The organism is Aquincola sp. J276 (assembly GCF_024700035.1).
Lineage (GTDB): Bacteria > Pseudomonadota > Gammaproteobacteria > Burkholderiales > Burkholderiaceae_C > Aquincola > Aquincola tertiaricarbonis.
This window is the reverse complement of record NZ_JAJONC010000001.1, coordinates 992297-1015332: the sequence shown is the minus strand read 5'-3', so window position 1 is coordinate 1015332 and position 23036 is coordinate 992297. Positions and strand designations below refer to the sequence as shown.

The following is a 23036-nucleotide window of genomic DNA, read 5'->3' as shown; positions in this document are numbered from 1 at the left end:
CCGGTCAGGTCACGATGTAGCTGGCGAAGGCCGCGGCGCCGCCAACCAGGGTGCCGCCGATCAGCACGTTGGCGACATCGGCCAGGCGGGCGCCCTGGAAGATCATCTTGAAGCCGGCCCAGATGATCGCGATCGTGACCACCGCGATCGAGATCGTCACCAGGATGGTGTTGACGTTCGTGACCGTGGTGTTGATCTTGTCGAAGCCCTGGGCGAGGACCGCCTGCGACAGCAGGGCCAGCGCCAAGGCGGCTAGGGTCGGCGCGGCGCGCCGGATCGATGCGAGGGTTCTCATAGCTGCTCCTTCGGTTGGGCGGTGGGAACGGCACGTGCGGCGACCACGACCTTGCGCACGTAGCCGTGGCGGAAGCCGGTGGCGAAGTTGCCGCTGTAGTAGCAGGACAGGGCCTGCCGCAGGGCCATCTGATCCGCGGCACTCGACGTGGATGCGCTCGCGCGGTCGAAGCACTCGCCGAGCACGGACTGCATGGCGGTCAGGTTGGCGCAGGGCTCGAAGGCAGATTCCACGGTCAGACCGAGCCGATTGAAGTTGCCGACGTTGATCTGCCCAAGGCCGACGCTGAAGTTCCAGCCGGCATCCCGCAGCGCCCGGGCCGTGGCAAGGGCCTCGGCCCGGTGCCGCGGCTGGCGCACGAGCGCACCGCCGACCACGCCGATCGCCCACGGGTTGAAGGCGCTCTCGACGCTGACCAGGGCCCACGCCGTTTCCGCGTGCACCTGGGGCGCACAGGCCAGCACCAGCGCGAGGAAGACGGACGCATCCATGGTGCGCTGCCTCAGTAGCCGGACTCGGCGATCGGAGCCGGAGGAGGCAGCGAGGCGAGCCATGCGGCGTAGTCATCGTCGAAGCGCGTGTCCCAGGTGCCCAGTTGCGCCTTGGCGGCCGGACTGAACTCGGTCACTGTGTCGCCGGCCATCGTCCACCAGGTGCGGGCGAAGGGCCCACCGTTGATCGAGACGGAAACGGCGCCGCTGTAGTCGCAGGAATAGATCGGCCCGCTCTCGCCGTCGAACACCCGGGTGTACTGCGGCGGGCAGTAGCTGGGCGCGCTGGCCCACGCATGGCTCGCGGAGTTGCCGCCACCGGCCATGCTGCAGGTCGGGAACGACTTGCCGCGCGCCAGGTCACGCAGCACTTGCTTGATCGGCGGCACGCACTGTGGGATGGAGCGCCAGCTCGGTGCCGCGAAGCACAGCAGGACGAGGCAGCCGTCGACGGCGCGCGCTTCCCGTGGTGTGATGGCGCCGCACATGGCCACTGCGAGAGCCAACATCACGGCGTCGCGCTTCCGCATAGAGAACCGGACGGGCGAGTCGGCAAGGCGATTGGACGGCAGGTCATTCATGGCGAGACTCCTCGGAAGTCAGTGAGGACGTATCCGGACGTCCTTGACCTTTCAGTGAGCCCACTCTAGGAGCGAATCCACGACGCGCTACAGCGTGATTTGCGCGACTTTCTTGCGCGTGGATCCCAGGTCAAAGCAGCCCGTATCGCTGGCAAAGGCGCACAGCGTCGCGTCGATTTGCCACGCCCAGTCGGACGTTGAGCCGATGGAATCGGCAGTCGATCGTCTTGGGCTCCGCCTGCAAGGCCGCGGCGATGCGTTTGGAGCCGTGGCCCATCTGCTCGTGGCGCAAAAGCTCAAGGTCGCGATCTGTCAGGTGCGCGCGTTGAACAAGCTCTTCGCGGCCACGGCGCTGGAACCACTCGGCGAGTGCCAATGCCAGCGCTCGGTACACCGGCAGCACTGCCCGCGTGACGTCGAGTCTCGCCTCGTCGGTGCTTGCCAGGATCAACAGCCCCAACGCATCGGATGACTGCGGAGAGGGCGCCGGAACGAGCCATGCAGCTCGGATGCTGGAGTCGCCTGAGGTGGCTGCGGAGGCTGCGGCGGCTGCGGTGCCATCGGCGTGGGTGTCTGCCGACTCGCGCACGAGCAGTGGCTCGCTGGAACGCGCCGCGTGTGCCAGCCAGTTGCAGGGGCCTTCATGCAGCCGCCGCAGCACGCTCGCGCCCCAGCGGTGATCCAGCGCCGCGAGCGAACGAAACCACAACTGCTCTTTGTGTCCGGGCACGACCCAGACGAACAGTGCAGCGTCGGCACCCCCGACACGCGACGCCAGCTCCAGTACGGCAATGGCGCTTGCCTCTTCAGCAACGACCAGCGAGTCGGCAAGCTCGCATAGCTCGGCCGCCGCCGTGGTAGACCGGGCTGACACCTCGTGCCCAAGGGTTTCAGGCAGATAAGTTTGCATGCGCAAACCTCCGGAGCTCGTCGTGTGCCACCGGGTGCTCGAACTTGGTCGGGGACACTGAATGCCAGCGATCGAACTCGGCGACCGAGTGAAGGACGAAGATCTCGTCGAGTACGCCGCCCGCTTTCAGCATCGTGCGCTGCCGGACCTGGAGGTCGGGCGGCTCGCGTCTCACGGTCAGTTCACAGCGACCGAGAGTGCCGGCCCAGGTAGCGCGAACCTGCGCATCCCCGCTGGTCAATGTGTGGGAAGGCGCGGTTGGCTGTGCAGCACTGCGCGAGCGGACCCCAGCGCGCTCGCCGTTGGTGGCGTGTCGCCCTCGATCTCTTGTGCGAGGCAGGCCGCTTACATGGACGCCGTGACGCGATGACGGAGATGTGGACATGGCTGCACTCCCGTGTCATCCGGCATCAGGTAACGCGTTGTCCCGATGGCCGGGGACGTGCGAGAAGGTGCCGGGAGGTCAGCCTAGAAAGCGCGGGCAGGGCGTGTCAACGCATCGCGCGCGAAGTGCGCAAATTTGAGGCAGCGTCAGATTCGCTAAATGACGATCGCTGGGACCCTTGCGGAGGTCATTCGAAGCGCGCTTCAGCCGCGAGTCCGTGGAGGATCTCCAGTGTCTCCGCGGCACGAGCCTCAGGTACGAAGAGGTGGTCGTGGTGAAAGGCTGCGACGGCATTGCAGGCGACGCCCGCCTGCGCCAGCCGGTCGGTGATGCAGGCCAGGAACCCGACCGCATCGAGGGACGAATGCACCGCGAGGGTGATGAGTCGACAGGGGAAGGTATGGGGCACGCCGGCCGCTTCGGCCTGCGACTTGCCGACGATGGCCGTCAGTCCTTCGGACTCACGGAAGGTGCAGATCGGCTCAAGCCCCTGGGGGAGGCGGAAGTCGCTGAAGGTGCAGTAGACGAACACCCCGTCGGCGATGCTCGGTGTCATCTGTCTGCACAGGTCGTGCAGGTTACGAACGGCGGTCATTCCCATCCCCTCCAGTCTGCCTTACTCCACCCCACCGAAGATTATGGGCATCCCGGACCGTTGCAGGCACCCTGATCCGAGCGGGCCGTCGGGGCATCAACCGACACCTGGTTTAGCGCTGCTGACGCGGGGCGAAAGTTCCTAAACCGCGATCATCCGTCGCGGTCACTTGGTACCTTGAGAGCGCGGCTGGGACGATCGTGTCGAGGACGGGCCGGGACCATCCAGTCCGACAGCCGCGTGCAAGGAGGTCTGCCATGGCCACCCGCTCGCAAGTGCTATCCGACATCGCACTGCTCCGGCATTCACTGCGTCGCGCCGGCAACCCGCACCTGCCGCTGCTGAAGCTGCAAGGGTGGCGCCCCGCCTGGGACGTCACCGTGGACATCACTGCCATCGGCGCGGCGCTCCTGCTGGCGCTCCAGGAGCCCTGGGCCGCGCCGATCGCGCTGCTGGTCCTCGGCAACCGACAGCGGGCGCTGGGCAACATCCTGCATGACGCTGCGCACCGCAACCTGACGCGCAACCGCCTACTGAACGATCTGGTGACCCGGGCGCTGATTGCTCCGCTTCTCTTCGCGAGCCTGGCGCACTATCGCGAGCTGCATTTCAGCCATCACCTGGACCTCGGCGCGCAGGACGCCGATCCCGACCTGATCCCGATCCCGGCAGCAAAGGCGAAGTCCTGGGTTGCGGCCGTGGCCGCGAACACGCTGTCGCTGCGTGCCGTCCTCGGGTCCACCTTCGGGCACCTGCTCGATCCGGCCGTTCCGATGGGAGGACGGCTGTACATCCTCGCCTGGTGGGTCGTGCTCGTGGCAGTGCTCGTCTTGGCTGCTGGGGTCGGGCCAGCCGCGGTGATGCTCGTCCTGTGGCTGGCCGCGCGTGCCACGGCATTCCACGTGATCACGACCTTCCGGGAAATGTGCGACCACCACGGCCTATCTCCCGGCGGCGTGTTCTGCTTTACGCGCGACATCAAGGCGGCTGGACTCTGGTCGGTGCTGTTCCATCCCCGGAACAACGCCTACCACCTGACCCACCATCTGCTGCCGGCCGTTCCCTACTACCGGCTGCCCGAGGCGCAGCGCCTCTTTTCGACGCTGCCGGAGTACCAGGAACGCGCCCAGGTCTGCGAGGCCTACTTCGCAGAGCCGGGGCCCGCGGTAGGTGCGTGGCAGCGGAGCCTGGCCCGGTGACCACCCGGACGCTCGGGGCGCTGCAGGTGGCAGCGCTGCTCGTCTCGGCAAGCTACGGCATCGGGTTCCTGTTCGGGTCGGGAGAGTACGCCCTGCGCTACGGCATGGCCGGGGCGATCTACGGGGTCGCCACCGGGCTGGGGATGATCGCGATGGCGGTTTTCGCCGGCAGGCTGTGGCTGGCCGGTCGCGCCGTCTGGGACCTGCTCGGAGACCGGTCCGGGGATCGCGTGCGACGCCTGGTCGCGCTGCTCTCGATCGTCTGGATGGCGGGGGTGCTGGCCGCGCAGATCCAAGGTGCCGTGGCCGTGTTGCGGCTGCTCGGTGCGGGCCCGGTGGCGGCCCATGCCGTCGCCATCGCCCTCATCTTCGCGGCATCGCGGTTCGAGTTGCGTGCAGCGTCCCTGGTCTTCGCCGGGTGCCTCGCGGCGAGCGCGATCGTCCTGCTCTACGCGCTTGTGCGCAGCGGCGGCGTCGAGCTCTACGCCGCCTCGCTGCCTGCGTTCGCGCATGCCTTGCCGTCGCTCGGCGCGGCCCAGGCGTTCACGATCGCCATCGGAGTCGGGCTGCTCGTCTGCACGGGCGCGGACTATCACCAGTTCGCGCTCGCGGCCCGTGGGCCCGGCGCTGCCATCCGGGGATGCCTGCTGGCCGGCGCCGGCCTGTTGCTGCTGGCCTTCCTGCCGCCTGCGGTCGTGCTGTCGGCAGTCGTTCAGCCGTCGTGGCCCGGGGTCGCGGATGCCAAGCAGGTCGTGCCGCAGGCGCTGTCGCTGGCTGCGGCGACGCTCGCGGCAGCTGCTGGCCCGGTGATGCTCGGAGTCCTCGGCATGGCGGCGCTTGGCTCGGGTGCCGCGGTGCTCCGCGCGATGGTGTCAGCGCTTGAGGCGGCCCGGCCGCGCCGCGCGTCTACATCACCGATCGTCCTGGCCGCCATCGCAATCGCCGTGGCCGCGTCGCTGACGGCCACCGGGCTGCCCATTGTCGACACGATGGTGTCGGTGAACGTCGTCTACATCGCGAGCGTCGGCGTCAGCCTCTTCGGCCTGCTGCGCGGCAAGGACGGGGACTCAGTGGACGAGACCTGGTCGATTGCGGCGGGATTCGTCGGTGCCGTCGCCGCCTTCGTCCCGACGTGGGCAGGGTGGTCCATCCCGAACGTCGAACTGATCGCGCTCCTCGTCGGCTTGGCGTCGGCCGCCTTGGCGCGTGTGGCACTACATCGACGGCACGGAGAGCCCGGCTACCGGACGGTGCGACGGCAGTAGGGCCAGCGCCCGCCGACGCGACACCTTCCGGAGTTGACGCGGCTGGATGAGGCACTGTTCTGCGCGGCCGACGATCAGCTCGGTGATCTCGCGCGCAATCGGCGGCTCCATTTCCCAGTGATGCCAATACAGATCGACCTTCACCGGATCGTCACGCGCCAGCTCCTGCAGTACGCCTTCCTGGACCAGGCCCTGGGCCTGCGTCGACGGGACCAGTCCGTAGCCTGCGCCCATGGCGATGCCTTCGAGCAGGGCCGACGGGGAGGGTAGGTAGTGGCGGGGATAGCGGTCGACTCGCATGCCGAAGCGGCGCTGCAGGAACTCGTCATGCAGCGCATCCTTGCGGTTGAAGAGGACCGCTGGCGCCCGCAGGACGTTGCGGACGGTCAGGCCATCGGCCAGGAACTCCGCGATGAAACCGGGCGTGGCGTAGCAGCGGTACTCCATCGCGCCGAGCGGCTTGGCGAGGAAGCCCGCGGCGGCCTTGGCATCGGTGGAGATGCAGCCGACCACCTCGCCACGCAGCAGGCGGCTGGAGGTGTGGTCCTGGTCGTCGGTGACGACCTCGAGCGCGACCAGTCGCCTGGCGAAGAGCTCGCGCAGCAGCGGCAGGAACCAGGTGGCCAGCGAATCGGCGTTCACGGCGATGGACAGCGGAACGGGACCATCGTGATCCGTCCCGGTGGACAGTTCGCGGAGCGACGACGCTTCGAGCAGCCTCAGTGCCTTCACGTGGCGCAGCAGCGCTTCGCCGGCGTGCGTCGGCATGACGGGCTTGTCGCGCAGCAGCAGGATGGTCGCCAGCGACTCCTCCAGCGCCTTGATCCGCTGCGACACGGCACCGCGGGTCACGTTGAGTACTGCCGCCGCGCGCTCGAAGCTCTGCTGCTCGGCGACGGTGGCAAACGTCTCCAGTTGATCTCTGTCCAGCATGGCGCGATCTCCTGTCGGGCGGCGCGCGAGACGGATACCCGGTCGCTGCCGGAGGAACGGTGATCCCGGTGCCGTGGGCGCTGGAGACGATCTGCGTCGATGCCGGTGCTGCGCTGCCAGTCCAGTTCGACTTTCGTCGTCACTGTTCAAGCGCAGAGCCAGTTTTTCCAAGCGAGACACATCGGACTGCGGGTGCTCGTTGGACCGCTTCGGCGGCGGCTTCGTGCAAGTCGCTATTGATGCGCTGCAGCGGTCGAGTTGTCCACAGGCGTTACGTGACAAATCGTGAATGCAGGCTGATCGGCGCGCGCGTTCGCACGCGCGGGATTGGCGGTCTTCGCTCCGGCCATTTGGCCTGCGCTTGCCCGTGTCCCTCGATCGCTTGCGCAGGCCGGTGGCCCGCCTCGCCGCTCGCCTTGATTGCGGACCGTAGCGCCGCACGCACGGCCACAAGGGGCGTGCGGGGCATGAACGGCCTGCGCCCCGCTGGCGCGGGTCCCCTCCATTAACGCCCCGGTCCCCTTGCAGCCGCGCTTGATTGCGGCGCTCTCGGTGCCGCACGGCGACCGACGAATGCGGGGCAGGCACCAGCTCGACAGCCTGGCTTTCTCCGAGGGACCAAGAGCCACGAACGGCTCCCTCGGAAATTAGGGCAGGGGGCTGGAAGGCAGGTTTGACACCGCTGTCACGCGGAGCGAAAGGGAACGCAGTGCGAGCACCTGGGCGATTACGGAAAGTTGCCATACGGGCCAGACATGGAGGCCGCTGGCATGCGGGCGTGCCGCCGTGAGGCGGGCGCGTCGTCCCGGATCGTCTCAACCACTCATGGAGTCCGACATGAAGCACACGAAGGAAATGCTGTTGATCAAAGTCGAGGACCTGATGCCCTCGCCGTACAACGTGCGTCGCTACTCGGCCGGCCAGGTCGAGGAACTGGCGGCGCTGATCGCCTCGCAGGGGCTGCTGCAGAACCTGATCGTCACCGAGCAGGTGGTCGGCCGCGGCAAGCGCCAGCAGACCAAGTTCGGCGTCGTGGCCGGCGAGCGGCGGCGACGAGCGCTGGTGCTGCTGCAGGAGCGCAAGGCGCTGGCGGCAGGGCACGAGGTGCTGTGCGAGCTGGTCAGCGCCGACCACGCCGTCGAGATCAGCCTCGCCGAGAACAGCGGGCGCGAGGCCATGCACCCGGCCGACGAGTTCGACGCGTTCCATGCGCTCGTCCAGCAAGGCCGAGGCATCGAGGACGTGGCGGCGCGCTTTGGCGTGTCGCCGGTCGTGGTGCAGCGCCGGCTCAAGCTGGCGGCGCTGTCGCCGAAGCTGCTGGCGCTGTACCGCGAGGACGGCGCTAACCTCGACCAGCTGATGGCGCTGTGCCTGAGCAGTGACCATGCGGCGCAGGAGCGCGCGTGGTTCGACGCGCAACCCTGGGAGCGGACGCCCGCCGCGCTGCGCAAGCGCCTGACGGAGGGCGAGGTGCTGGCCCACCAGAGCGCGCTGGCACGCTTCGTCGGGATCGAGGCGTACGAGGCAGCAGGCGGGGCCGTGCGCCGCGACCTGTTCGACAGTGACCAGTCGTGCTGGATCTGCGATCCGGAGCTGCTGCGGCGCCTGGCCGGCGAGAAGCTGGATGCCGAGGCGCAGGCGGTGCGCGGCGAGGGCTGGGCCTGGGTGGAGGCCCGCATCGAACTGGATTCGGCCGCGCTGCGTGCGTTCTCGCGGTGCGAGCCAGGCGTGCGCGCGCCGAGCGCTGAGCAGAAGAAGGCCTTGGCCGAACTCGATCAGCGCTCGAAGGAACTGGACGCCGAGCAACAGGCCCTCGACGACAACGACACCTGGACGCCCAGCGATGGCGAGCGCATCGACCTGGAAGAGCAGGACATCGAGGCGCGGCGCAAGGCCATCCAGGTGGCGCGCCAGGTCTGGCGTGACCAGGACAAGGCCCGCGCCGGTGTGATCGTCACCGTGGGTCGCGATGGCTCTACCGAGATCATCCGTGGGCTGCTCCGCCCGGAGGACCGGCAGGCGACGAAGGCGGAGGCGCGAAGCCGGACCGCCCGGGAGCAGGCCGCCGAGTCGGGAAGCCACGAACCGGCAACGACCGAGTCTGCCGAGCCGCGCGCGCCGTTCAGCGAGACGCTGCTGCGCCGACTTGCCGCGCATCGCACCGCGGCGCTGCAGGCCGTGCTGGCGCGGGACGCCCATGCGCCCCTGGTGGCGCTGACACACGCGTTGGCGCTGCAGGTGTTCGACCGCTTCGGCCTGGAGGCGCGGTCTGCGTTGCAGATCACGGCTCGCCCGCCGCGGCATGAGCTGCTGCGCGCCGCGGACGACCTGCCCGCCGGTCGGGCATGGACCGACCTCGAGGCCCGCCGCGCTGTGTGGCTCGAGCGGCTTCCGCACGCCGAGAGCGGATGGCTGGACTGGCTCGCAGCGCTCCCTCAGCCGGAACTGCTCGAGCTGCTGGGCCTGTGTGCAGCGCGCCTCGCGCTAGTACCGACCGGACCGGCCAGTGCGGCCGGCGGGCTGGAGCGGCTCGCGGGCCTGGACATGCGGCAGTGGTGGGAGCCGACGCCGGAGGCTTTCCTGAACCACGTGTCGAAGGCCCAGATCGCCCAGGCGCTGAAGGAGGGCGGTGCCGGGTCGGACGCATCGGCTGCGTCTGGCATGAAGAAGGGCGAACTGGCCAACCTGGCGGCTACGAAGCTGGCCGGCAAGGGGTGGTTGCCGGAGCCGCTGAAGGCAGTCGTCTGCGCGTAGCTGACGAGCGTGCGAGCGCGGGCGGGCGTGGGCGAACGCCTGCCCGCAGAGGAGGTGGATCATGTGGGTGATCTTTGCGCGCGCGCCGCCGCCCGACGCCCAGGTCTGGCCGGGGCGGCAGGTGCTCGCGCTTTTCGATGCTGTTGCCTGGCCGGCCGCATGGGCGGTGTGGCTGCTCGGGCTTTCGGTGCCGCTCGGCCTGGCGGGCCAGTGCGCGCTGGCCTGGTGCGGCGTCGCCGCGGTGCGGCGTGCACTCCGGGCTGTGCTTCAGAACCACCGGTACCACTTCACCACCTGGCGGTGGGGGCGTTGGCTTGTCGTCGTGCTTCTGTTCGGCTATTCGCTCAAGCTGGCGGTGAACCTTGCTTCTTGGCAGTAGGTCGACAGCGTTGCTGGCCTACTTGGTCTCGCGCCCTTGTGCCCAGACCGCGACATCTGCGCTTCGCCAGGCCACCAGACGATCGGTCAGTTGGACCGGCCGGGGAAGCCATTGCGGCGCATCAGGCCGTAGAGCGTGGTCTTCTTGAGCCCGGTGAGCTGCAGTACCTTTGGCAGGCGCAGCAGGGCACATGCTTCCGTCGAATCAAGAGGTCTGCGCGCGGCACGCGGATCGGCTCCGGCCATGATGGACTCCTCTTCGTCTCGGCCAATGATCCAGCACGCCGTCGCGCCGCCTCCAGCAAGATTGCGCCGAAGTTCTTGCGATGGGGTACCAGCCTTGACCGGCGCGCGCCATGCCGTGGTGCGAACTCGTTGCCGCTGCGGCTGGAGCAGCGCGACTGCAGCAGGGGGAACGCGGATCTAGCTGCAGGCGACTGTCGTCGCGCGTGGCCGTGGGCTTACGTGAGCGGCCATTGGCCACCCTTGCACTTCGCCACGCGACCAGCAGCTTGAGACTGACTGCAGCCGGCCAAGTCCGGAGGTCGAGCGGCGGCTTAGGCCGAGAGCGGCCACTCGCAGGCCGAGATCGCCGATGACCGCTGGCCGCTCCAGACCGGCCGCACAGCTGAGGCTGCGGGCATACCCGCGGCCGAACGACTGCTTCCACGACGCGCGACAGACTGAGCTCGACCCAATCCAGTCTGTCGAGGAGTTGAGAAGCAGTCGCTGCCGACGGCGGCGACCGATGAAGATGCCCTGCGTTTCGGTGCCAGTCAGCGTCTTGCGGCCCGCGCGGACGAGCCTTTATCGGTGGGGATGCACCACAGATTCCACCCACCTGAAGTCTCACTTGGCACCCCCGCTGGCCTTCGACACATACAGCGACAGAGCCTCAATCTCTGCATCGGTGAGCTTGTCCTTGTACGAAGGCATCTGGCCCAGCCCGTTGCGCAGCGCCTTCGCCACGCGCGCAGCGTCGGGCTTCAACTCGTCCAGCACCGGGCCGACGGCGCCCTCGGCGCCCGCGGCCTGCAAGGTGTGGCAAACGGCGCACGACGGGACGACGCCTTGCAGGAACAGCTTCTTCCCTAGCGCGAGTTGCGCCCTGTCGTCGGCCGCCAGCGCGGGTAGAACGGGCAGCGCCAAGCCGGCGACGAGCACCGACGCGACCCTCATTGCATGCAACATGAAGCGCTGCTGGATGGTGCTGCGCATGATCAGGCCACCGTCACTTTCACGGCGTGGTCGGCCCAGCTCGTGTTGTTGTAGCCGCCGGCGTTTTCCATCCGCTGTTCGGGCTGCACGTTGCCTGCCGTGTCGGTGGCGCGGCTGGCCAGCGTGTGGCTGCCGGCCGGCAGCCTGGCCGGCAGCACGAACTGGCGCCAGGCATAGCGGCCAAGGTCGGGCCCGGTGAGCCGCGCGTCGTTCCAGGTCTTGCCGCCGTCCAGCGACACCTCGACGCGCTTGATGCCGTTCAGCCCGCCGAAGGCCACGCCTTGCACCTGCACCAGGCCGGCCCTCACGCCAGCTGCGTCGGGTGCGGGCGAGTTGATCCACGACTTGACCGTCATCTCCTGCACCGACGGCTGGCTGGGTTCGCCCTTGCCGCCCGGCGGCGAGATGCGGTAGCCGTGCGACATGATCTTCGCCTCGGTTTCCTTGGCCGTGAAGGCCAGGCGCTTGATGTACTTGATGTTGTTCACGCCGGTGTAGCCGGGCACGATCAGGCGCAGCGGCCCGCCGTGGGCCAGCGAGATCGGCACGCCGTTCATCTCCCAGGCCAGCAGCGCGTCGGCCATCGCGGCGGCCGGCACCGAGCGCTCGACGATGATGCTCAGCGGGTCCAGGCCTTCGGGCAGCTTCTCGCCGCCGGTGCCGGTCAGGTAACCGGCGCCCGGCACGACGCCGCCCAGCGCTTCGGCCACCACGCGCACCGGAACGCCGGTCCACATCACGCAACCCGCCGCGCCCACCTGCCAGGGTGTGCCACTGGGCTTGCTGGGGAAGTAGCCGCGACCATTGCCCGAGCACTGCAGCACCATCGCGGTCGTCTCCACGCCCATCGTCTTCAGCTCGCGCAGCGCTCAGCATGCGCGGCGCCTTCACGCCTTCGATGGCCACCTGCCAGGCGTCGCGGTCGGCGACGATGGACGCGTCGGGCGCCGGCAGGTTGTTGCGGATGTAGAGCTGCTCGGCCGGCGTGATGACCCCGCTGCCGAAGGCTGCGCGCTTGGTCTCGATGGTGGTGCTGCTGTGCACGATGACGCTGGCCGGGTCTTTCCACGCCACGTAGGCGGGCAGCGGCTTGGGCGTGGCGCTGGCCACTGGGGTTTCGCCAGCCGCGGCGGCACCGCGCGTGAAAGTGGCCAGGCCGGCCGCGGCCAGGGCGCTGGCGCTGCCGGCCAGCATCTGGCGCCGCGGCAGCGAGTTCAAGGTCTTGTTCATCGGGTCTCCTTGGGGGTCGGTGTGGAATTCGGTGGGGACATGTCGGTGGCTGGACCGAACTGGCTTTGCGCCACGGCCAGGGCCTGCTTCTTCTGCGCCACCAGCACCAGCGGCTTGCCGTCGCGCGAGGTGATGACTTTCCAGTGCACGTTGCCCCACCAGCCGCTGCCCTCCGTCAGCGCCACCGCCTTGTCGAAGGCGAACACGGTGACCATGCCGCCCTTCTCGAAGAAGGTGGTGAGGTGGTAGACGAGGTGGCCGTCGATGTCGCAAGGCCGCATCAGCTGCGGAAAGCCCGGCACGACTTGCTTGCCACCTAGCCCCAGGTGCTGAAGCAAGGGCGCGCTGTCCATAAAGGTGCCGCGCAATGTGCGCTCGAAGTATTCGTGCTCGATGGCGCCGCGCACGAGTTCGGGCGGGCGCATGGCCAACACGGCGCCAGTGCCGCTGCCGGCCAGCAGCAGGCCCAGGACAGCGCGCTGGAAGCTGCGCCGCGCCAGAAGTGGCTGCGCCTTGCGGAACAGGTGCGCCGGGGCGGCGTCGGCGGGATAAGCCAGCGCGAGCTCGGCGCGTGCGCGCAGGTCGAAGTCACTGTCGGGGAACTCGGGGGGTCGGAATTCGGGCGTCATGTCTGGATCTTCCTCAACGGCGTGACCTGGCCGCCGCTGGTCGCCCGCACGGGCACGCCCATCACCTGCTTCAGCGCGTCGCGCGCACGGGCCAGGCGCGACAGCACGGTGCCCGGCGCGATCTCCAGCGCCTCGGCCATCTGCGCAGTCGGCATGTCGTCGAAATAGAACAGCACCAGCACTTCGCGGTGAATGGGCGCCAGCCGTGCGAGTGCCTTGACGACATCGAGCTTGTCGTCCAAGCCGGCGTCAGGCGCGGTCTGCTCGGGCTGCTCTTCATCGTCCAGCGACTGCATGCTGGGCACCGCCTGGCGGAAGGCGGCGCGGCGCATGATCTGGAACAGCCAGGCCCGTGCCAACGCCCCATCCCGCAACTGCTCGCGGTGTTTCCATGCGTTGGCAAAACAGTCCTGCACCACGTCTTCGGCGATCGCGCGCGAGCCGGTCAGCGCCCAGGCGCTGCGAAGCAAAAAGCGGTAGTGGTCCCGCACCCAGGCGTTGTAGCGGGACTCGGCAGACTGCAAGAGCATGGTGATCAAGAGCGACCGGCGCTGCTGTTCATTCCACGGCCATCGTCAGTGCTTACCTTGAGCCCAGCAATCAAGGCCCCCGCGTGCCGCCCAGCGAGGGGAATTCGGCCGCCGAACCCGTGCCGGACGGCTTGCGCAAAGCCGCCAGCCGCCGCGTCATGCTTTCGATCTCGATGGTCTGCCCGGCGATGATCTCCTCCGCCAGTTGACGCGTGGCCGGGTCGCGGCCGTGCTGCAGCACCAGCCGCGCCATGTCGACGGCGCCGGCGTGGTGCGGAATCATCATCGCCAGGAAGTCGATGTCGGCCTGGCCCACGTAGCCCGGGCCGTGCATGTCTTGCATCATGCGCGCCATGGATTCGTCCATCTCGCGCTGGAAGGCATTGACTCCAAGCTGTGCGCGGCTGCCCTTCATGCCTTTCATGCGGTCTGGCCCTTCGCACCCACGCGCACGTAGACAAGGTTGATGCTCTTCTTGTTGCGCAATGCGCCCGAAGGCAGGGCCAGGTTACCCAGCGGAATCTGCGCGATGAAGGCCGGCTTGAACGGGTCGCTCACGTCGAAAGCGCTGCACACCGTTTGGCCGGCGTTGGGCGTGCCGGGCAGTTCGTCCTGTTCGTGCGCCACGTAGAGAAGCGTGTTCTCGGGGTTGGTCCACAGCCCGTGCGATTCGCGGCCGTGGCTGAAGAAGGTGCCCACCACCTTGCGCTGGCCGCCCGCGGCGCTGCGGTCGATGATGGCGATGGGGCTGGATGCCACGCCGCCAGGGCCGCCGTCGTCGATGCGCGCCAGGCTGGCGTAGACCACGCTGCCGCGCGCGTTGCTGACGAACTCGACGTGGTTGGGCCGCGCGCCCATGCCCAGTGGCACGCTGTCGACAAGATCGAAGCCGCCCTGCGTCGAGCGGCACGACAGCGCATCGGCCAGCTTGTGCGAGAACCACACCTCGGCGCCATCGGACGTGGTCTTCATGAAGGGTGTGAAGCCGGGCTTGTCCTGGGCGCTGATGTCCAGCGTGGTCACGCGCTGCGGCTGGCTGCGGCCATCGGCGCCCGCGTTGACGCGGAACACGTCGACCTGCGACACCTTCTGGCTGGCCACGAAAGCCAGCGTGCCTTCGCGGTTGAACCACACCTGGGCCGGGCCGTTGAGCGTCGGCAGGAGCTGGCGGACGGCCGTCGAGCCCGCGCCGTCGGCGCCCTTCAACTGGCGCACGGCGCGGTCGACGTCGAGGATGGCAATGCGGTCTTCACCGCGCAGCGTGACCCAGAGCTCCTTTCCGTTGCGCGTGAAGGTGGGCTCGTGCGGCTCGCGGCCCAGCAGCAGGCCGCTGCTCAGGCGCTCGGGGTTGGTCGTCGGGCCGGCGGCCGGGTTGGGCGTGTTGCCGATCACGCGGCGCTGCTCGGCGTCGATGAGGTAGATGTTGCTGGAGCCGCGCCCGCTGGTGGCCAGCAGCCGGCCGTCGGGCGACGGCACGGCGCCGTGGGCGTCGATGCAGCCGTGGTACAGCGGCTTGTGGATCATCGCCGCGTGCGTGGGCGCCACGCCGGCGGTGACGTAGCGGAACGGCGGCCGCGGGTCTTCGTCGAAGCTGGTCAGGTTGATCGTGCTCTCGACGGTGTTGGTCTTGGGATCGATGACGACGAGCGTGTTGGAGTCTTCGTTGGTGATGAAGACGCGGTCGCGCGGGTCGATGCCGGGGCCGGCTGCGGTACCGGATCCGGTGCCGGGTGCGGCTGGTACCTGGGCTTGCACTGCGGGCAGCGCGCTGGCTGCAGCAGCGGCGAGCGAGTACTTGAGGATGTCGCGGCGTTGGGTGGTCATGGGTGCTTTCGATGTGGAGTGGGGAGCGGTCAATGCCGCGCCAGGAAAGGCATCAGCAGCGCGGCGAAGGCCTGCGGTGAACGCACGACGGCGTCGTGGTTGCTGTTCGGAATGGTGGCCAGCTCGGCCTGGGCGGCGCAGCGCTGCCAGGCGGCAGCGGACAGCGCCCACAAGGGCCGCGTGTCGGCGCCCACGGTCACCAGCGCCGGTGCGCGGATGGCACCCACCATCTCGCAACTGATGGGCTGTGGCGGCGCGTTCAGGGTCAGCGGCACGGTGCGCTGGTTGTCCAGCACCATGCGCTGCAGCGCCACGGGCTCGGCGTCGAAGCCGCCCGGCGGCAGCTTCAGCACGAATTCCCAGAACTGGCGCATCGCCGCTGGCGTGTCACCGCCGTTGGCGACGGTGCGGATGCGGCCGACCTCGCCGCCGAAGGCCGCGATGGCGGCCTTGCCCTCGGGCGTGCCGGTGATCAGGCTGCCGATGGTGGGCTCATGCAGGGTCAGGCTGCGGAACAGCTCGGGGTGCTGGCTGGCCGCCAGCGTGGCCACCGAGCCACCGTAGGACCAGGCCACGACGTGCACCGGGCCGGCGCCCAAACTCTGGATGAAGGCTGCCAGGTCAGCGGCGTGCATGGGCTGCGAGAAGCGCGCACCGCTGTCGTCCCATGGCTGCACGCCGAAGTAGCGCTGGTTGACGGCGATGTAACGGTAGCGCGCCGCCACTTGCGGGCGGTAGGCGTCCCACACGCGCTGGTCGCTCATCGAGCCGTGCACGAAGACCACCGGCACGCCCTGGCCTTGTTCGATGTAGCGGATGTCGGTGTCGTTGACGCGCACCTGCTTCTCGACGGGCGGTGCAGATGCGGGTACTGCAGGTGTCGGCGTCTGGCAGCCGGCCAGGGCCAGCGTCAGACTGAGCATCAAGCTCAAGGGCAGGGCAAGGGTGGGCATGGCGTCTCCGGTGGCGGGCTGGGTTCGGGCGCCTGCCAGCCTGCGCCGGTAGGACGTGTGGACGTGTGGACGTGTGGACCAAGAGCGCGCCGCGCGCCGTTTGATTCCACTGCCGACTAAAAGAAGTGCCACACCGGCCCGTCCGCGGCCATCAGCGCCGGGCGCCCAGCTGCTGGTAAACCGCGGCCGACACCTGCGCCAACACGCTGCGGTCGGCGTCTGACGACAAGGCGTAGCCGAAAGGCCCGTCAACCCAGTAGAAGACATTGACCGCGCCTTCGCGCGCAAAGCGGAAGGCCGTGTCGGCGTTCTTCGCGCCCGGCTGGGGCGCCCCGCCCGGCCCGGCCGCGCTGCCCACGTCAGCGACGTCGTTGGACACATACAGCGTCAGCTTGCTGCCGAGTTCATTGCGGTACATGAACTGCGCCACCGGCCCCTGGCCACCCGGCAGCAGGCGTCCGCCCTCCAGCGTGTAGCCCTGCGACTGCAGGTGCGGCGGCTTCATCGGCGCGCCCATGCGCTTGGACAGCCAGGCCACGAGCTGGTCTTCGTGCGCGGCGTCCACTTCCACGGGCCGGCGCGCATCGGGGCTGTAGACCGCGTGCGCGACGGCGGCGCGCTGCGCGAAGCCGCTGGCAGACACCAGGGTCAGGCCACCCGGAGCCGGTTGCACAGCCGCCATGCGCGCCGCATCGTCACCGCCGGCGCCGGGCCCGACGCCGCGCAGCCCCCAACCGGTGGCGCCGCTCATGACGGCAATGGCCAACCCGGCGGCCAGGCGCTGCAGGTACCAGGGCGTTGGAGCTACGGCGCGCGGGCGCGCCGACTTCAGCAGGCGTTGCGGCGGCTGCTCGTCCAGCACGGGGTCGAACAGGGCGTGCAGCTCGCGCTTCTGCGCACGGTAGGCCTCGACGCGCTGCGCATCGTCGGGGCGCGCGGCCAGGTAGGCGGCGATCTCGGCCTCACGCTCTGCGGGCAGACGGCCATCGACAAACGCATGCAGCTCGGCCTCGGTGACCGGGGGGGTGGGCGGGAGGGTGGGCGGCGATGGGCGATCGGTACTCATAGGGTGCTTCGCAATGCATTCATTTGACGACCTTCAGCCGCACGGGTTCGGCACGACCTTCCATCAGGCCGCGCAGGCGCTCACGGCCGCGCGACAAGCGCGACATCACCGTGCCGATGGGAATGCCCAGGGCCTGCGCCACGTCGGCATAGGCCATGTCTTCCAGCGCCACCAGCAGCAGCACTTCCTTCTGCTCGACGGGCAGCAGGTCCAGCGCGGCCTGCAGGTCCAGCACCGCCAACCTGTCGCCTTGCGTCGGCATCACCGGCACCTCGGGGGTGTCATCGTCCATGGTCACGGTGTGCAGCCTGGGCCGGCGCACGCCATCGACGTGCAGGTTGTGCATGATGCTGAAGAGCCAGGCGCGCATGTCCGCCACGCCGCCCCACAGGCCCGACTTGGCCCAGGCCCGCTCCAGCGTGTCCTGCACCAGGTCGTCGGCGTCGTCACGGTTGTTCACCAGCGCCCGGGAATAGCGGCGCAGGCGCGGCACCCAGCTCAGCAGTTGATGGTCGTCGTTCATCAGGATGTTGACGATGGGTCGAGCCCGCGCGAAGCTGGGTGTGCAGGCGGGTGTACAGGCGTCATTCCTTGATGATGTGCCAGACCTGTTTGAAGTTGTCGCCGCTGCGGTCGCCGGCCTTCTGGTCGGCCTTGTAGGTGTACACCGGCTTGCCCTTGTAGGCCCACTGGCGTGACCCATCGTCGCGAGTGACGATGCTGTAGGCACCCGTGGTCCGGTCGGTGGCGGTGGCCATCATCGGCGGCCAGAGCGCGGCGCAGCCGCCGTTGCAGGCGCTCTTGCCGCTGTTCGCCACGTCCTGGTCGAAGGTGTAGAGGGTCATGCCAGCGGGTGTGACGAGCGCGCCACCAGACAACATGGCGGGCGCCTTGGCAGGCGGCTCGACCATGTTGGCACAGCCGGCAGTGACCAGAAACGTTACCGCAGATGCGGCGATGGCGAGGGTTTTGAACATGGGAAGCTCCGTGGAAGTGGTGGCGGATCGGGCAGCGTGGGTGAGATGTTGCTCACATCGGGGCAGACGGCACGCTCGGGCCTTTTATTCCGCAGGCGTGAAAAAAGATGGGGTGTTGGTTGTGCAGGGTGGCAGGCTGCCGCTGCCCTGTGCGTCCAGCGCGGCTCCATGGTCGGAGCCGCGCGGCCTCGTTCTCAGGGTGCGGGCGTCAGGGTTTGGCCGTTCTCGACCGGGCTGATGCCCACGACGTGGCTGACGCTGCGGGTGCGGTTGGCGTTGTCGGTGACCCGGGCGGTGATCGTGACCGAACGCTTGCCCGCAGGCATCAGGAGCGATCCCCCCACCACCCAATCGGCCGTCGTCACGACATAGCCGTCAGCGTCCAGCTCGCTGCCGGCAACGTTGAAGATCGGCGCCAGGTTCGAGCCCGCCGGCACCACGTTGCCGTTGGGCTGACGCAAGGGCACGTCGAAGGTCACGTTCAGACCCGGGAAATTGCGGTTCGTGCCGTTGCTGGGGTGCGTGATCGGGTTCTGGATCTGGCTGCCATCCAGGATGGTTCCCAACACCGAGCGGGCCGCCGTGCCTTGGCCGTTTTCGCTGACGCCGATGCCGTGACGCGAGCGGTCCAGCGCCGCCACTTGAATGAAGAACAGCGAGGCATTCGCAGGCGGCGTCGGATTGCCGGTTTGCGGCCCAGGTGACACACGCGACGGCACGCGGGGCGCGATCATCGTCACCTCCGGTCCGTCCGCGTCGTCGATGCCGTCATCGAACACATCGATCGGAAGGGGCGTCAGTGCCTGCCCCGATGTGATACCGCCGCGCAGCACCGCCATCGAGACCCGGTCGAATCCGATCCGACCGGCGGTGTCGACCACGGCGGTGGTGATGTTGAAGCGGCTCGTGTCGAGCGGCAGCGATTCAAGCACGTGCCAGCCCAGCCACAGCGTCACGCCCGCGCCCGGCGTGTCGTCAGTGCCCAGGATGTTGAAGAGGTTCGCCAGGTTGGTGTTCTTCGGGATCACGCCACCGTCGGGCTTGACGAGGTCGGTGTCGAGGAAGACATAGAGGCCCGGAATGTTCGGGTTGATCTGGCCGAGCAGCGCGGTGTTTCTGATGTTGAGCGACTCTTTCGCGGCGATCGGTGTCGCGTCGCGCGTGACGACCTCGATGTTCAACACGAAGCCGGTGCCATTCACGCTGCCTGCGCCAATGCGGCCTTCGCCCGGCACGATCTGCGAATCCGCCAGCGGCGAGACGATGCGTGCGATCGGTGCGAGGTCGCCGCGTGCGCCCATGCCGTCGCGTATCTTGGTGATGTTGGTGTAGGTCAGGGATTCAGCGCCGTCTGCGGCGTGGCCGGGCAGTGAAGCAAGGCCTGCCGCGGCCGCGAGAGCAGCGTGCATCAGCACAGCCGAAAATTTGGAAAGCGGGTGTCGCATGGGGAACTCCTGGGGGATGGGTGAGCAGTGGCTCGACCACTGCAAACGGGTAGACGCACGGGCGCTTGCGGGTATTCCGTTGTCAACTGCGGGGAATGAACCCGAACGACGCAGGTGCGCACCGCCCCCGGTCTGGCCCGGTGCGGCGCGGCGCTGGTGGATCAGTAGGTCGCGGTCTTGCCGGCGGTTTCGGCCGTGGCTGCCGGGGCGACGTTCAGCTTGGGGTCGATCTGCCACGTTTCGCTGACGATCTTGCCTTCGCGGTAGGTCAGCACGTAACGCACCTTGATCGGCTGCTTGCCTTCGAAGACGACGTTGGCGGAGACCGTCGAGCCCTTGGGGTTGGCCGATTCTTCGATGGAGCCGATGGTGAGCTTCAGCGGGCCGACGGCCTTGCCGAACTTTTCCCAGGTGCCGCGGATGGCGTCGGTGGTGGCGTAGGTGCCGTCCAGCGGGCCGCCGACCCAGTTCAGCTGGGCCTGGTCGGCGTAGGCGCGCATCACGATCTGGGTGTCGCCCGAAGCGATGGCCTGGAAGTGCGTGCGGGCGTCGTCGGAAGGGGCGGCGAAGGCGCTGCCAGCGGCAAGCGTCAGGGCGGTGGCGGCAAAGGCGAATGTCTTGAACATGGAGGGCTCCGTTGACGGCTTGATGTGAAGTGAGGGGTGGTCGGTGGTGGATGAAGGGTCCATGAGGTCCCGACACAAGGGCAGACGGCGCCGGCAGGCGGTCTATTCCGGTCCACGCAAAAACTTTTTCTGTCACGCCATCGGCAGTTGACCCGCCCGACACGCTCCACCAATTGCTCCGATGAAGCGAACCCTGACCTTCCTGCTGCTGGCCAGCTTGTTCACCGCCGCGACCGGTGCGCTGGCGCAAGGCATCACCGACCCCATTGGCGACCTACTGCCCACGTACATCGGTCCGCAGAACGGCGACGTGGATGTGGCGAGCGCGTTCGCCGGCTACGACCCGGCCAGCGACACCTTCAGCTTCTCGGGCACCTTTGCCGACGCCCTCGGCACCACGGCGGGCGCCTTCTACTTGCGGGGCCTGGACCGCGGTGTCGGCACCGAAGGTTTCGTGAGCGGCAGCCCATCGGGCGGCCAGCGCATGAAGTTCGACGCCGCCGTGTTCCTGCGGCCCGACGGCATGGCTCGCGTGATCACCTTCGTGGGGTCGGTGGGCACGGGCGTCGAACTGGGGGCTGGTACCGGCACTATCGCCGGCGGCTGCGCGCCTCAGGGCGCCAGCCGCTGACCGTCTTGCGCAAACACCACCCCGCCGGCGTAGTGCGCGGCAATCGACGCCTTGACGGCATCACGCTGCGCGTCGAGCGCAGGTGACAGGTGGCTCAGCAGCAGCTGGCCGGCGCGCACCGCATCGGCCACTTCGCCGATGGCCTTGGGTGGCGTGTGCAAGGTGTACAGCACGTCGGGCGAGCCGGGTGGGTCGAGCACCACGCTGTTGAAGACCAGCAGGCTGGTGCCTTGGGCGATTCGCCGCAGACCCGCCAGCCCGCTGGCGTCGATGTCGCCGCTGAAGGTGATGCTCTTGCCGGCGTGGTCGATGCGGTAGACCACTGCCGGTGCGTCGCGGTGGTGGCCGGCCACGGCGCTGATGCGCAGGCCGCCCTCATCGAACACCGTGTGCACTTCGGGCAGGGCTGACGCCGTGGCGGGTGCGTCGATGTCGTTCACTTGAAAGCGCAGCGGCGCCGAGAAGTCCTTCAGGTAGCCGAAGGCGCCCTGCTTGCCGAACAAGAGGTCGATGAAGCGGCTGGTGGCCGGGAAGTCGGCATCGTCGGCATCGAGCGCACGCCGCCCTGCCGGCCCGAAGATCTTGAAATCGACCGGCCCGCGGTTGGACACCGCACGGGCCTTGAAGAGGCCTGGCAGTCCACCGGCATGGTCCACATGAAGGTGCGTCAGCAGCACGATGTCGGCCCGACCCAGCGCCAGCTTGGCTTCACCCAGGCGCACGAAAGATCCCGGGCCGGCGTCGACGAAGACACGCGCCACGCCATCCACCAACACGGCATAGGCCGAACCCGCACGGCCGGTGGCACCCGGGCCGCCCGAGCCCAGCACCACCAGTTCCAGCGCCGGCGGGGCGGCCGTCTGGGCCTGGGCGGCGAATGCGGCGGGCAGCGTGCAAAAGGCCAGACAGATCGAAGCCAGTTGGCGCCGGCCAGGGTTGGCAAGAGTTTTCATTCGATCCTTTGTGCGGGCGGGAGGACAACAGGGCGAACCGGAAGCGGCAAGCCCCCGGCTCGGTCGTGCGGTGCGCCGGTTCTCTGACAGTTCCCGGTTTTCAGTACGCCGCCACCGCCTGCGCAGCGGCCACCGTGGCGACGATTCGCTGCCCGGCACGCTCGACCTTGGAGATGCTCAGGTCCTCGTTCAGCACGTAGGCCGTCTTGCCGTCGCGCGTGAACACGATGGCCTGGCGCGGCTGCTTGAAGCCGGCGATGGTGGCGACCACCTTCAACGTGGCCACGTCGATCACCGACACCGTGTTGTCGGCCAAGTTGCCCGAGTAGACGAAGCGGCCGTCGGGCGTGAGCGCGGCGCCGTAGGGGTCGCGGCCCACCGGCACGGTGCCGGTGACGCGGCGCGCGGCGATGTCCACCACCGCGATGTCGTTGCTGCCGCTGTTGGCCGCAAACAGGGTCTTGCCGTCGGCGGTGACGGAGATGGCGCGGATCTTGTTGAAGCCGGTGATCTCGCCCTCGATCTTGTCGGTCTGCGTGTCGACGATGGTCACCTTGTCGCCCAGGAAGTTGGTGACGTAGAGCTTCGCGCCGTCCGGGCTCAGGCGCACGCCCTGGCGCGGCTGCGCAAAGCCGGTGATCACCGCCTTGGCCTGCCCGCTGGCGGTGTCCAGTCGCGTCACGGTGCTGCTGGCCTGGTTGTTGACGTACAGCGCGCTGCCGTCCTTGCTGAGCGCGGTGCCGAAGGCGCCGGGGCCGGCCGCCAGCGTCGACGCGGTGGCCAGCGGCTTGAGCGTGGTGGTGTCCAGGCGCGTCACCGTGCCCAGGCTGCTGTCGGAGACATAGAAGCTCTTGCCGTCGGGCGCGAACACGATGTTGCGCGGCGTGACGTAGCCGCGCAGCACACCGCGCACGGCACCGGTGGCCAGGTCGTAGACGATGACGTCCGGGCGCTCGCTGTAAGACACCACGGCGGTGGCCTCGTCGGGGCTCAGCGCCAGCGAGTTGTTGCGGATCTGGCCGTCGAAGGTGACGCGGGCCGGGGTGGCTTCGGCGGCGTTGGCGGCGTTGGCGGGCACGCTGGCGGCGACGAGGACGAAGGTGCTGCACAAGGCCAGCGCGGTGGTGCGGAAGAAGGTATTCATGGGATGTCTTTCGGAGAGTGTTGA

25 protein-coding genes and 1 pseudogene are annotated in these 23036 nt (G+C 68.6%); 5 read left to right on the top strand and 21 right to left on the bottom strand.

The annotated features are described in order from the left end of the window. Positions 1 to 4: 4 nt before the first annotated feature. The 5 genes from LRS14_RS04620 to LRS14_RS04600 form a co-directional block, all read right to left on the bottom strand. On the bottom strand, positions 5 to 295 hold the full coding sequence (locus tag LRS14_RS04620; RefSeq protein WP_257798765.1) for a TrbC/VirB2 family protein: 291 nt from the start codon (positions 293 to 295) through the stop codon (positions 5 to 7). Next, entirely contained in the window at positions 292 to 786 is a 495-nt protein-coding gene (locus LRS14_RS04615) for a lytic transglycosylase domain-containing protein (protein ID WP_257798764.1), read from the bottom strand. Before LRS14_RS04615 ends, LRS14_RS04620 begins: the two co-directional genes overlap by 4 nt. An 11-nt stretch (positions 787 to 797) precedes the next feature. Beyond that, positions 798 to 1367 (bottom strand): hypothetical protein, encoded by a 570-nt coding sequence (locus LRS14_RS04610; RefSeq protein ID WP_257798763.1) that lies wholly within the window; start codon positions 1365 to 1367, stop codon positions 798 to 800. 130 nt (positions 1368 to 1497) lie between these two features. Further along, on the bottom strand, positions 1498 to 2277 hold the full coding sequence (locus LRS14_RS04605; RefSeq protein ID WP_257798762.1) for a LuxR C-terminal-related transcriptional regulator: 780 nt from the start codon (positions 2275 to 2277) through the stop codon (positions 1498 to 1500). Positions 2278 to 2849: 572 nt separating this feature from the next. Beyond that, entirely contained in the window at positions 2850 to 3257 is a 408-nt protein-coding gene (locus tag LRS14_RS04600; protein ID WP_257798761.1) for an ACT domain-containing protein, read from the bottom strand. 257 nt (positions 3258 to 3514) lie between these two features. Here LRS14_RS04600 and LRS14_RS04595 point away from each other — a divergent pair, with 257 nt between their 5' ends. Together LRS14_RS04595 and LRS14_RS04590 are read left to right on the top strand one after the other, a co-directional pair. Beyond that, positions 3515 to 4456, top strand: coding sequence for a fatty acid desaturase (locus LRS14_RS04595; protein ID WP_257798760.1), 942 nt, complete (start codon positions 3515 to 3517; stop codon positions 4454 to 4456). Next, the gene (locus LRS14_RS04590) at positions 4453 to 5721 is read left to right on the top strand and encodes a hypothetical protein (protein WP_257798759.1); all 1269 of its coding nucleotides are present in this window, start codon (positions 4453 to 4455) and stop codon (positions 5719 to 5721) included. The genes LRS14_RS04595 and LRS14_RS04590 overlap by 4 nt, the downstream gene beginning before the upstream one ends. Here LRS14_RS04590 and LRS14_RS04585 read toward each other — a convergent pair. Continuing rightward, complete coding sequence (locus LRS14_RS04585) at positions 5671 to 6654, bottom strand: HTH-type transcriptional regulator ArgP (protein WP_257798758.1); 984 nt, start codon at positions 6652 to 6654, stop codon at positions 5671 to 5673. The genes LRS14_RS04590 and LRS14_RS04585 overlap by 51 nt on opposite strands. 837 nt (positions 6655 to 7491) lie before the next feature. Here LRS14_RS04585 and LRS14_RS04580 point away from each other — a divergent pair. Both LRS14_RS04580 and LRS14_RS04575 read left to right on the top strand, forming a co-directional pair. Next, positions 7492 to 9408 carry a ParB/RepB/Spo0J family partition protein gene (locus LRS14_RS04580; RefSeq protein ID WP_257798757.1) on the top strand — a complete coding sequence of 639 codons (1917 nt, stop codon included), beginning with the start codon at positions 7492 to 7494 and terminating at the stop codon, positions 9406 to 9408. A gap of 61 nt (positions 9409 to 9469) precedes the next feature. Continuing rightward, positions 9470 to 9787, top strand: a complete 318-nt coding sequence (locus tag LRS14_RS04575) for a hypothetical protein (protein ID WP_257798756.1) — start codon at positions 9470 to 9472, stop codon at positions 9785 to 9787. An 86-nt stretch (positions 9788 to 9873) separates the two neighbouring features. On the opposite strand, the gene LRS14_RS04570 is transcribed toward LRS14_RS04575, so the two are convergent. From LRS14_RS04570 to LRS14_RS04510, 13 genes and pseudogenes are all read right to left on the bottom strand, one after another. Further along, the gene (locus LRS14_RS04570) at positions 9874 to 10032 is read right to left on the bottom strand and encodes an AlpA family transcriptional regulator (protein WP_257798755.1); all 159 of its coding nucleotides are present in this window, start codon (positions 10030 to 10032) and stop codon (positions 9874 to 9876) included. A gap of 603 nt (positions 10033 to 10635) precedes the next feature. Beyond that, on the bottom strand, positions 10636 to 11004 hold the full coding sequence (locus LRS14_RS04565) for a cytochrome c (RefSeq protein WP_133611083.1): 369 nt from the start codon (positions 11002 to 11004) through the stop codon (positions 10636 to 10638). Positions 11005 to 11006: 2 nt separating this feature from the next. Then, positions 11007 to 12234 (bottom strand): annotated as a pseudogene (locus LRS14_RS04560) (sulfite oxidase). Continuing rightward, positions 12231 to 12863: a hypothetical protein gene (locus tag LRS14_RS04555; RefSeq protein ID WP_133611085.1), complete on the bottom strand. Its 633-nt coding sequence runs from the start codon at positions 12861 to 12863 to the stop codon at positions 12231 to 12233. The pseudogene LRS14_RS04560 and the gene LRS14_RS04555 overlap by 4 nt, the downstream one beginning before the upstream one ends. Next, on the bottom strand, positions 12860 to 13393 hold the full coding sequence (locus LRS14_RS04550) for an RNA polymerase sigma factor (RefSeq protein WP_166643617.1): 534 nt from the start codon (positions 13391 to 13393) through the stop codon (positions 12860 to 12862). The genes LRS14_RS04555 and LRS14_RS04550 overlap by 4 nt, the downstream gene beginning before the upstream one ends. Before the next feature lie 70 nt (positions 13394 to 13463). Then, complete coding sequence (locus tag LRS14_RS04545) at positions 13464 to 13817, bottom strand: DUF305 domain-containing protein (RefSeq protein ID WP_133611087.1); 354 nt, start codon at positions 13815 to 13817, stop codon at positions 13464 to 13466. Continuing rightward, entirely contained in the window at positions 13814 to 15217 is a 1404-nt protein-coding gene (locus LRS14_RS04540; RefSeq protein WP_133611088.1) for a YncE family protein, read from the bottom strand. The genes LRS14_RS04545 and LRS14_RS04540 overlap by 4 nt, the downstream gene beginning before the upstream one ends. A 29-nt stretch (positions 15218 to 15246) precedes the next feature. Then, positions 15247 to 16170, bottom strand: a complete 924-nt coding sequence (locus LRS14_RS04535; protein ID WP_133611089.1) for an alpha/beta fold hydrolase — start codon at positions 16168 to 16170, stop codon at positions 15247 to 15249. Positions 16171 to 16321: 151 nt separating this feature from the next. After that, positions 16322 to 17236: an anti-sigma factor gene (locus LRS14_RS04530; RefSeq protein ID WP_220787802.1), complete on the bottom strand. Its 915-nt coding sequence runs from the start codon at positions 17234 to 17236 to the stop codon at positions 16322 to 16324. Positions 17237 to 17255: 19 nt separating this feature from the next. Then, positions 17256 to 17759 carry an RNA polymerase sigma factor gene (locus LRS14_RS04525; protein WP_031943581.1) on the bottom strand — a complete coding sequence of 168 codons (504 nt, stop codon included), beginning with the start codon at positions 17757 to 17759 and terminating at the stop codon, positions 17256 to 17258. A gap of 61 nt (positions 17760 to 17820) precedes the next feature. Then, a complete protein-coding gene (locus LRS14_RS04520; protein ID WP_051495650.1) occupies positions 17821 to 18147 on the bottom strand; it encodes a hypothetical protein in 327 nt (108 codons plus the stop codon). A 260-nt stretch (positions 18148 to 18407) separates the two neighbouring features. Then, entirely contained in the window at positions 18408 to 19658 is a 1251-nt protein-coding gene (locus LRS14_RS04515) for a hypothetical protein (protein WP_133611093.1), read from the bottom strand. 161 nt (positions 19659 to 19819) lie between these two features. Next, on the bottom strand, positions 19820 to 20284 hold the full coding sequence (locus LRS14_RS04510) for a nuclear transport factor 2 family protein (RefSeq protein WP_257798754.1): 465 nt from the start codon (positions 20282 to 20284) through the stop codon (positions 19820 to 19822). Positions 20285 to 20465: 181 nt separating this feature from the next. On the opposite strand from LRS14_RS04510, the gene LRS14_RS04505 reads away from it, so the two are divergent. Next, positions 20466 to 20915 (top strand): hypothetical protein, encoded by a 450-nt coding sequence (locus LRS14_RS04505; protein WP_133611095.1) that lies wholly within the window; start codon positions 20466 to 20468, stop codon positions 20913 to 20915. On the opposite strand, the gene LRS14_RS04500 is transcribed toward LRS14_RS04505, so the two are convergent. Together LRS14_RS04500 and LRS14_RS04495 are read right to left on the bottom strand one after the other, a co-directional pair. Next, a complete protein-coding gene (locus LRS14_RS04500) occupies positions 20897 to 21868 on the bottom strand; it encodes an MBL fold metallo-hydrolase (RefSeq protein ID WP_133611096.1) in 972 nt (323 codons plus the stop codon). The two genes, LRS14_RS04505 and LRS14_RS04500, sit on opposite strands and share 19 nt — an antisense overlap. 100 nt (positions 21869 to 21968) lie before the next feature. Beyond that, positions 21969 to 23012: a beta-propeller fold lactonase family protein gene (locus tag LRS14_RS04495; protein ID WP_133611281.1), complete on the bottom strand. Its 1044-nt coding sequence runs from the start codon at positions 23010 to 23012 to the stop codon at positions 21969 to 21971. Positions 23013 to 23036: the final 24 nt, after the last annotated feature.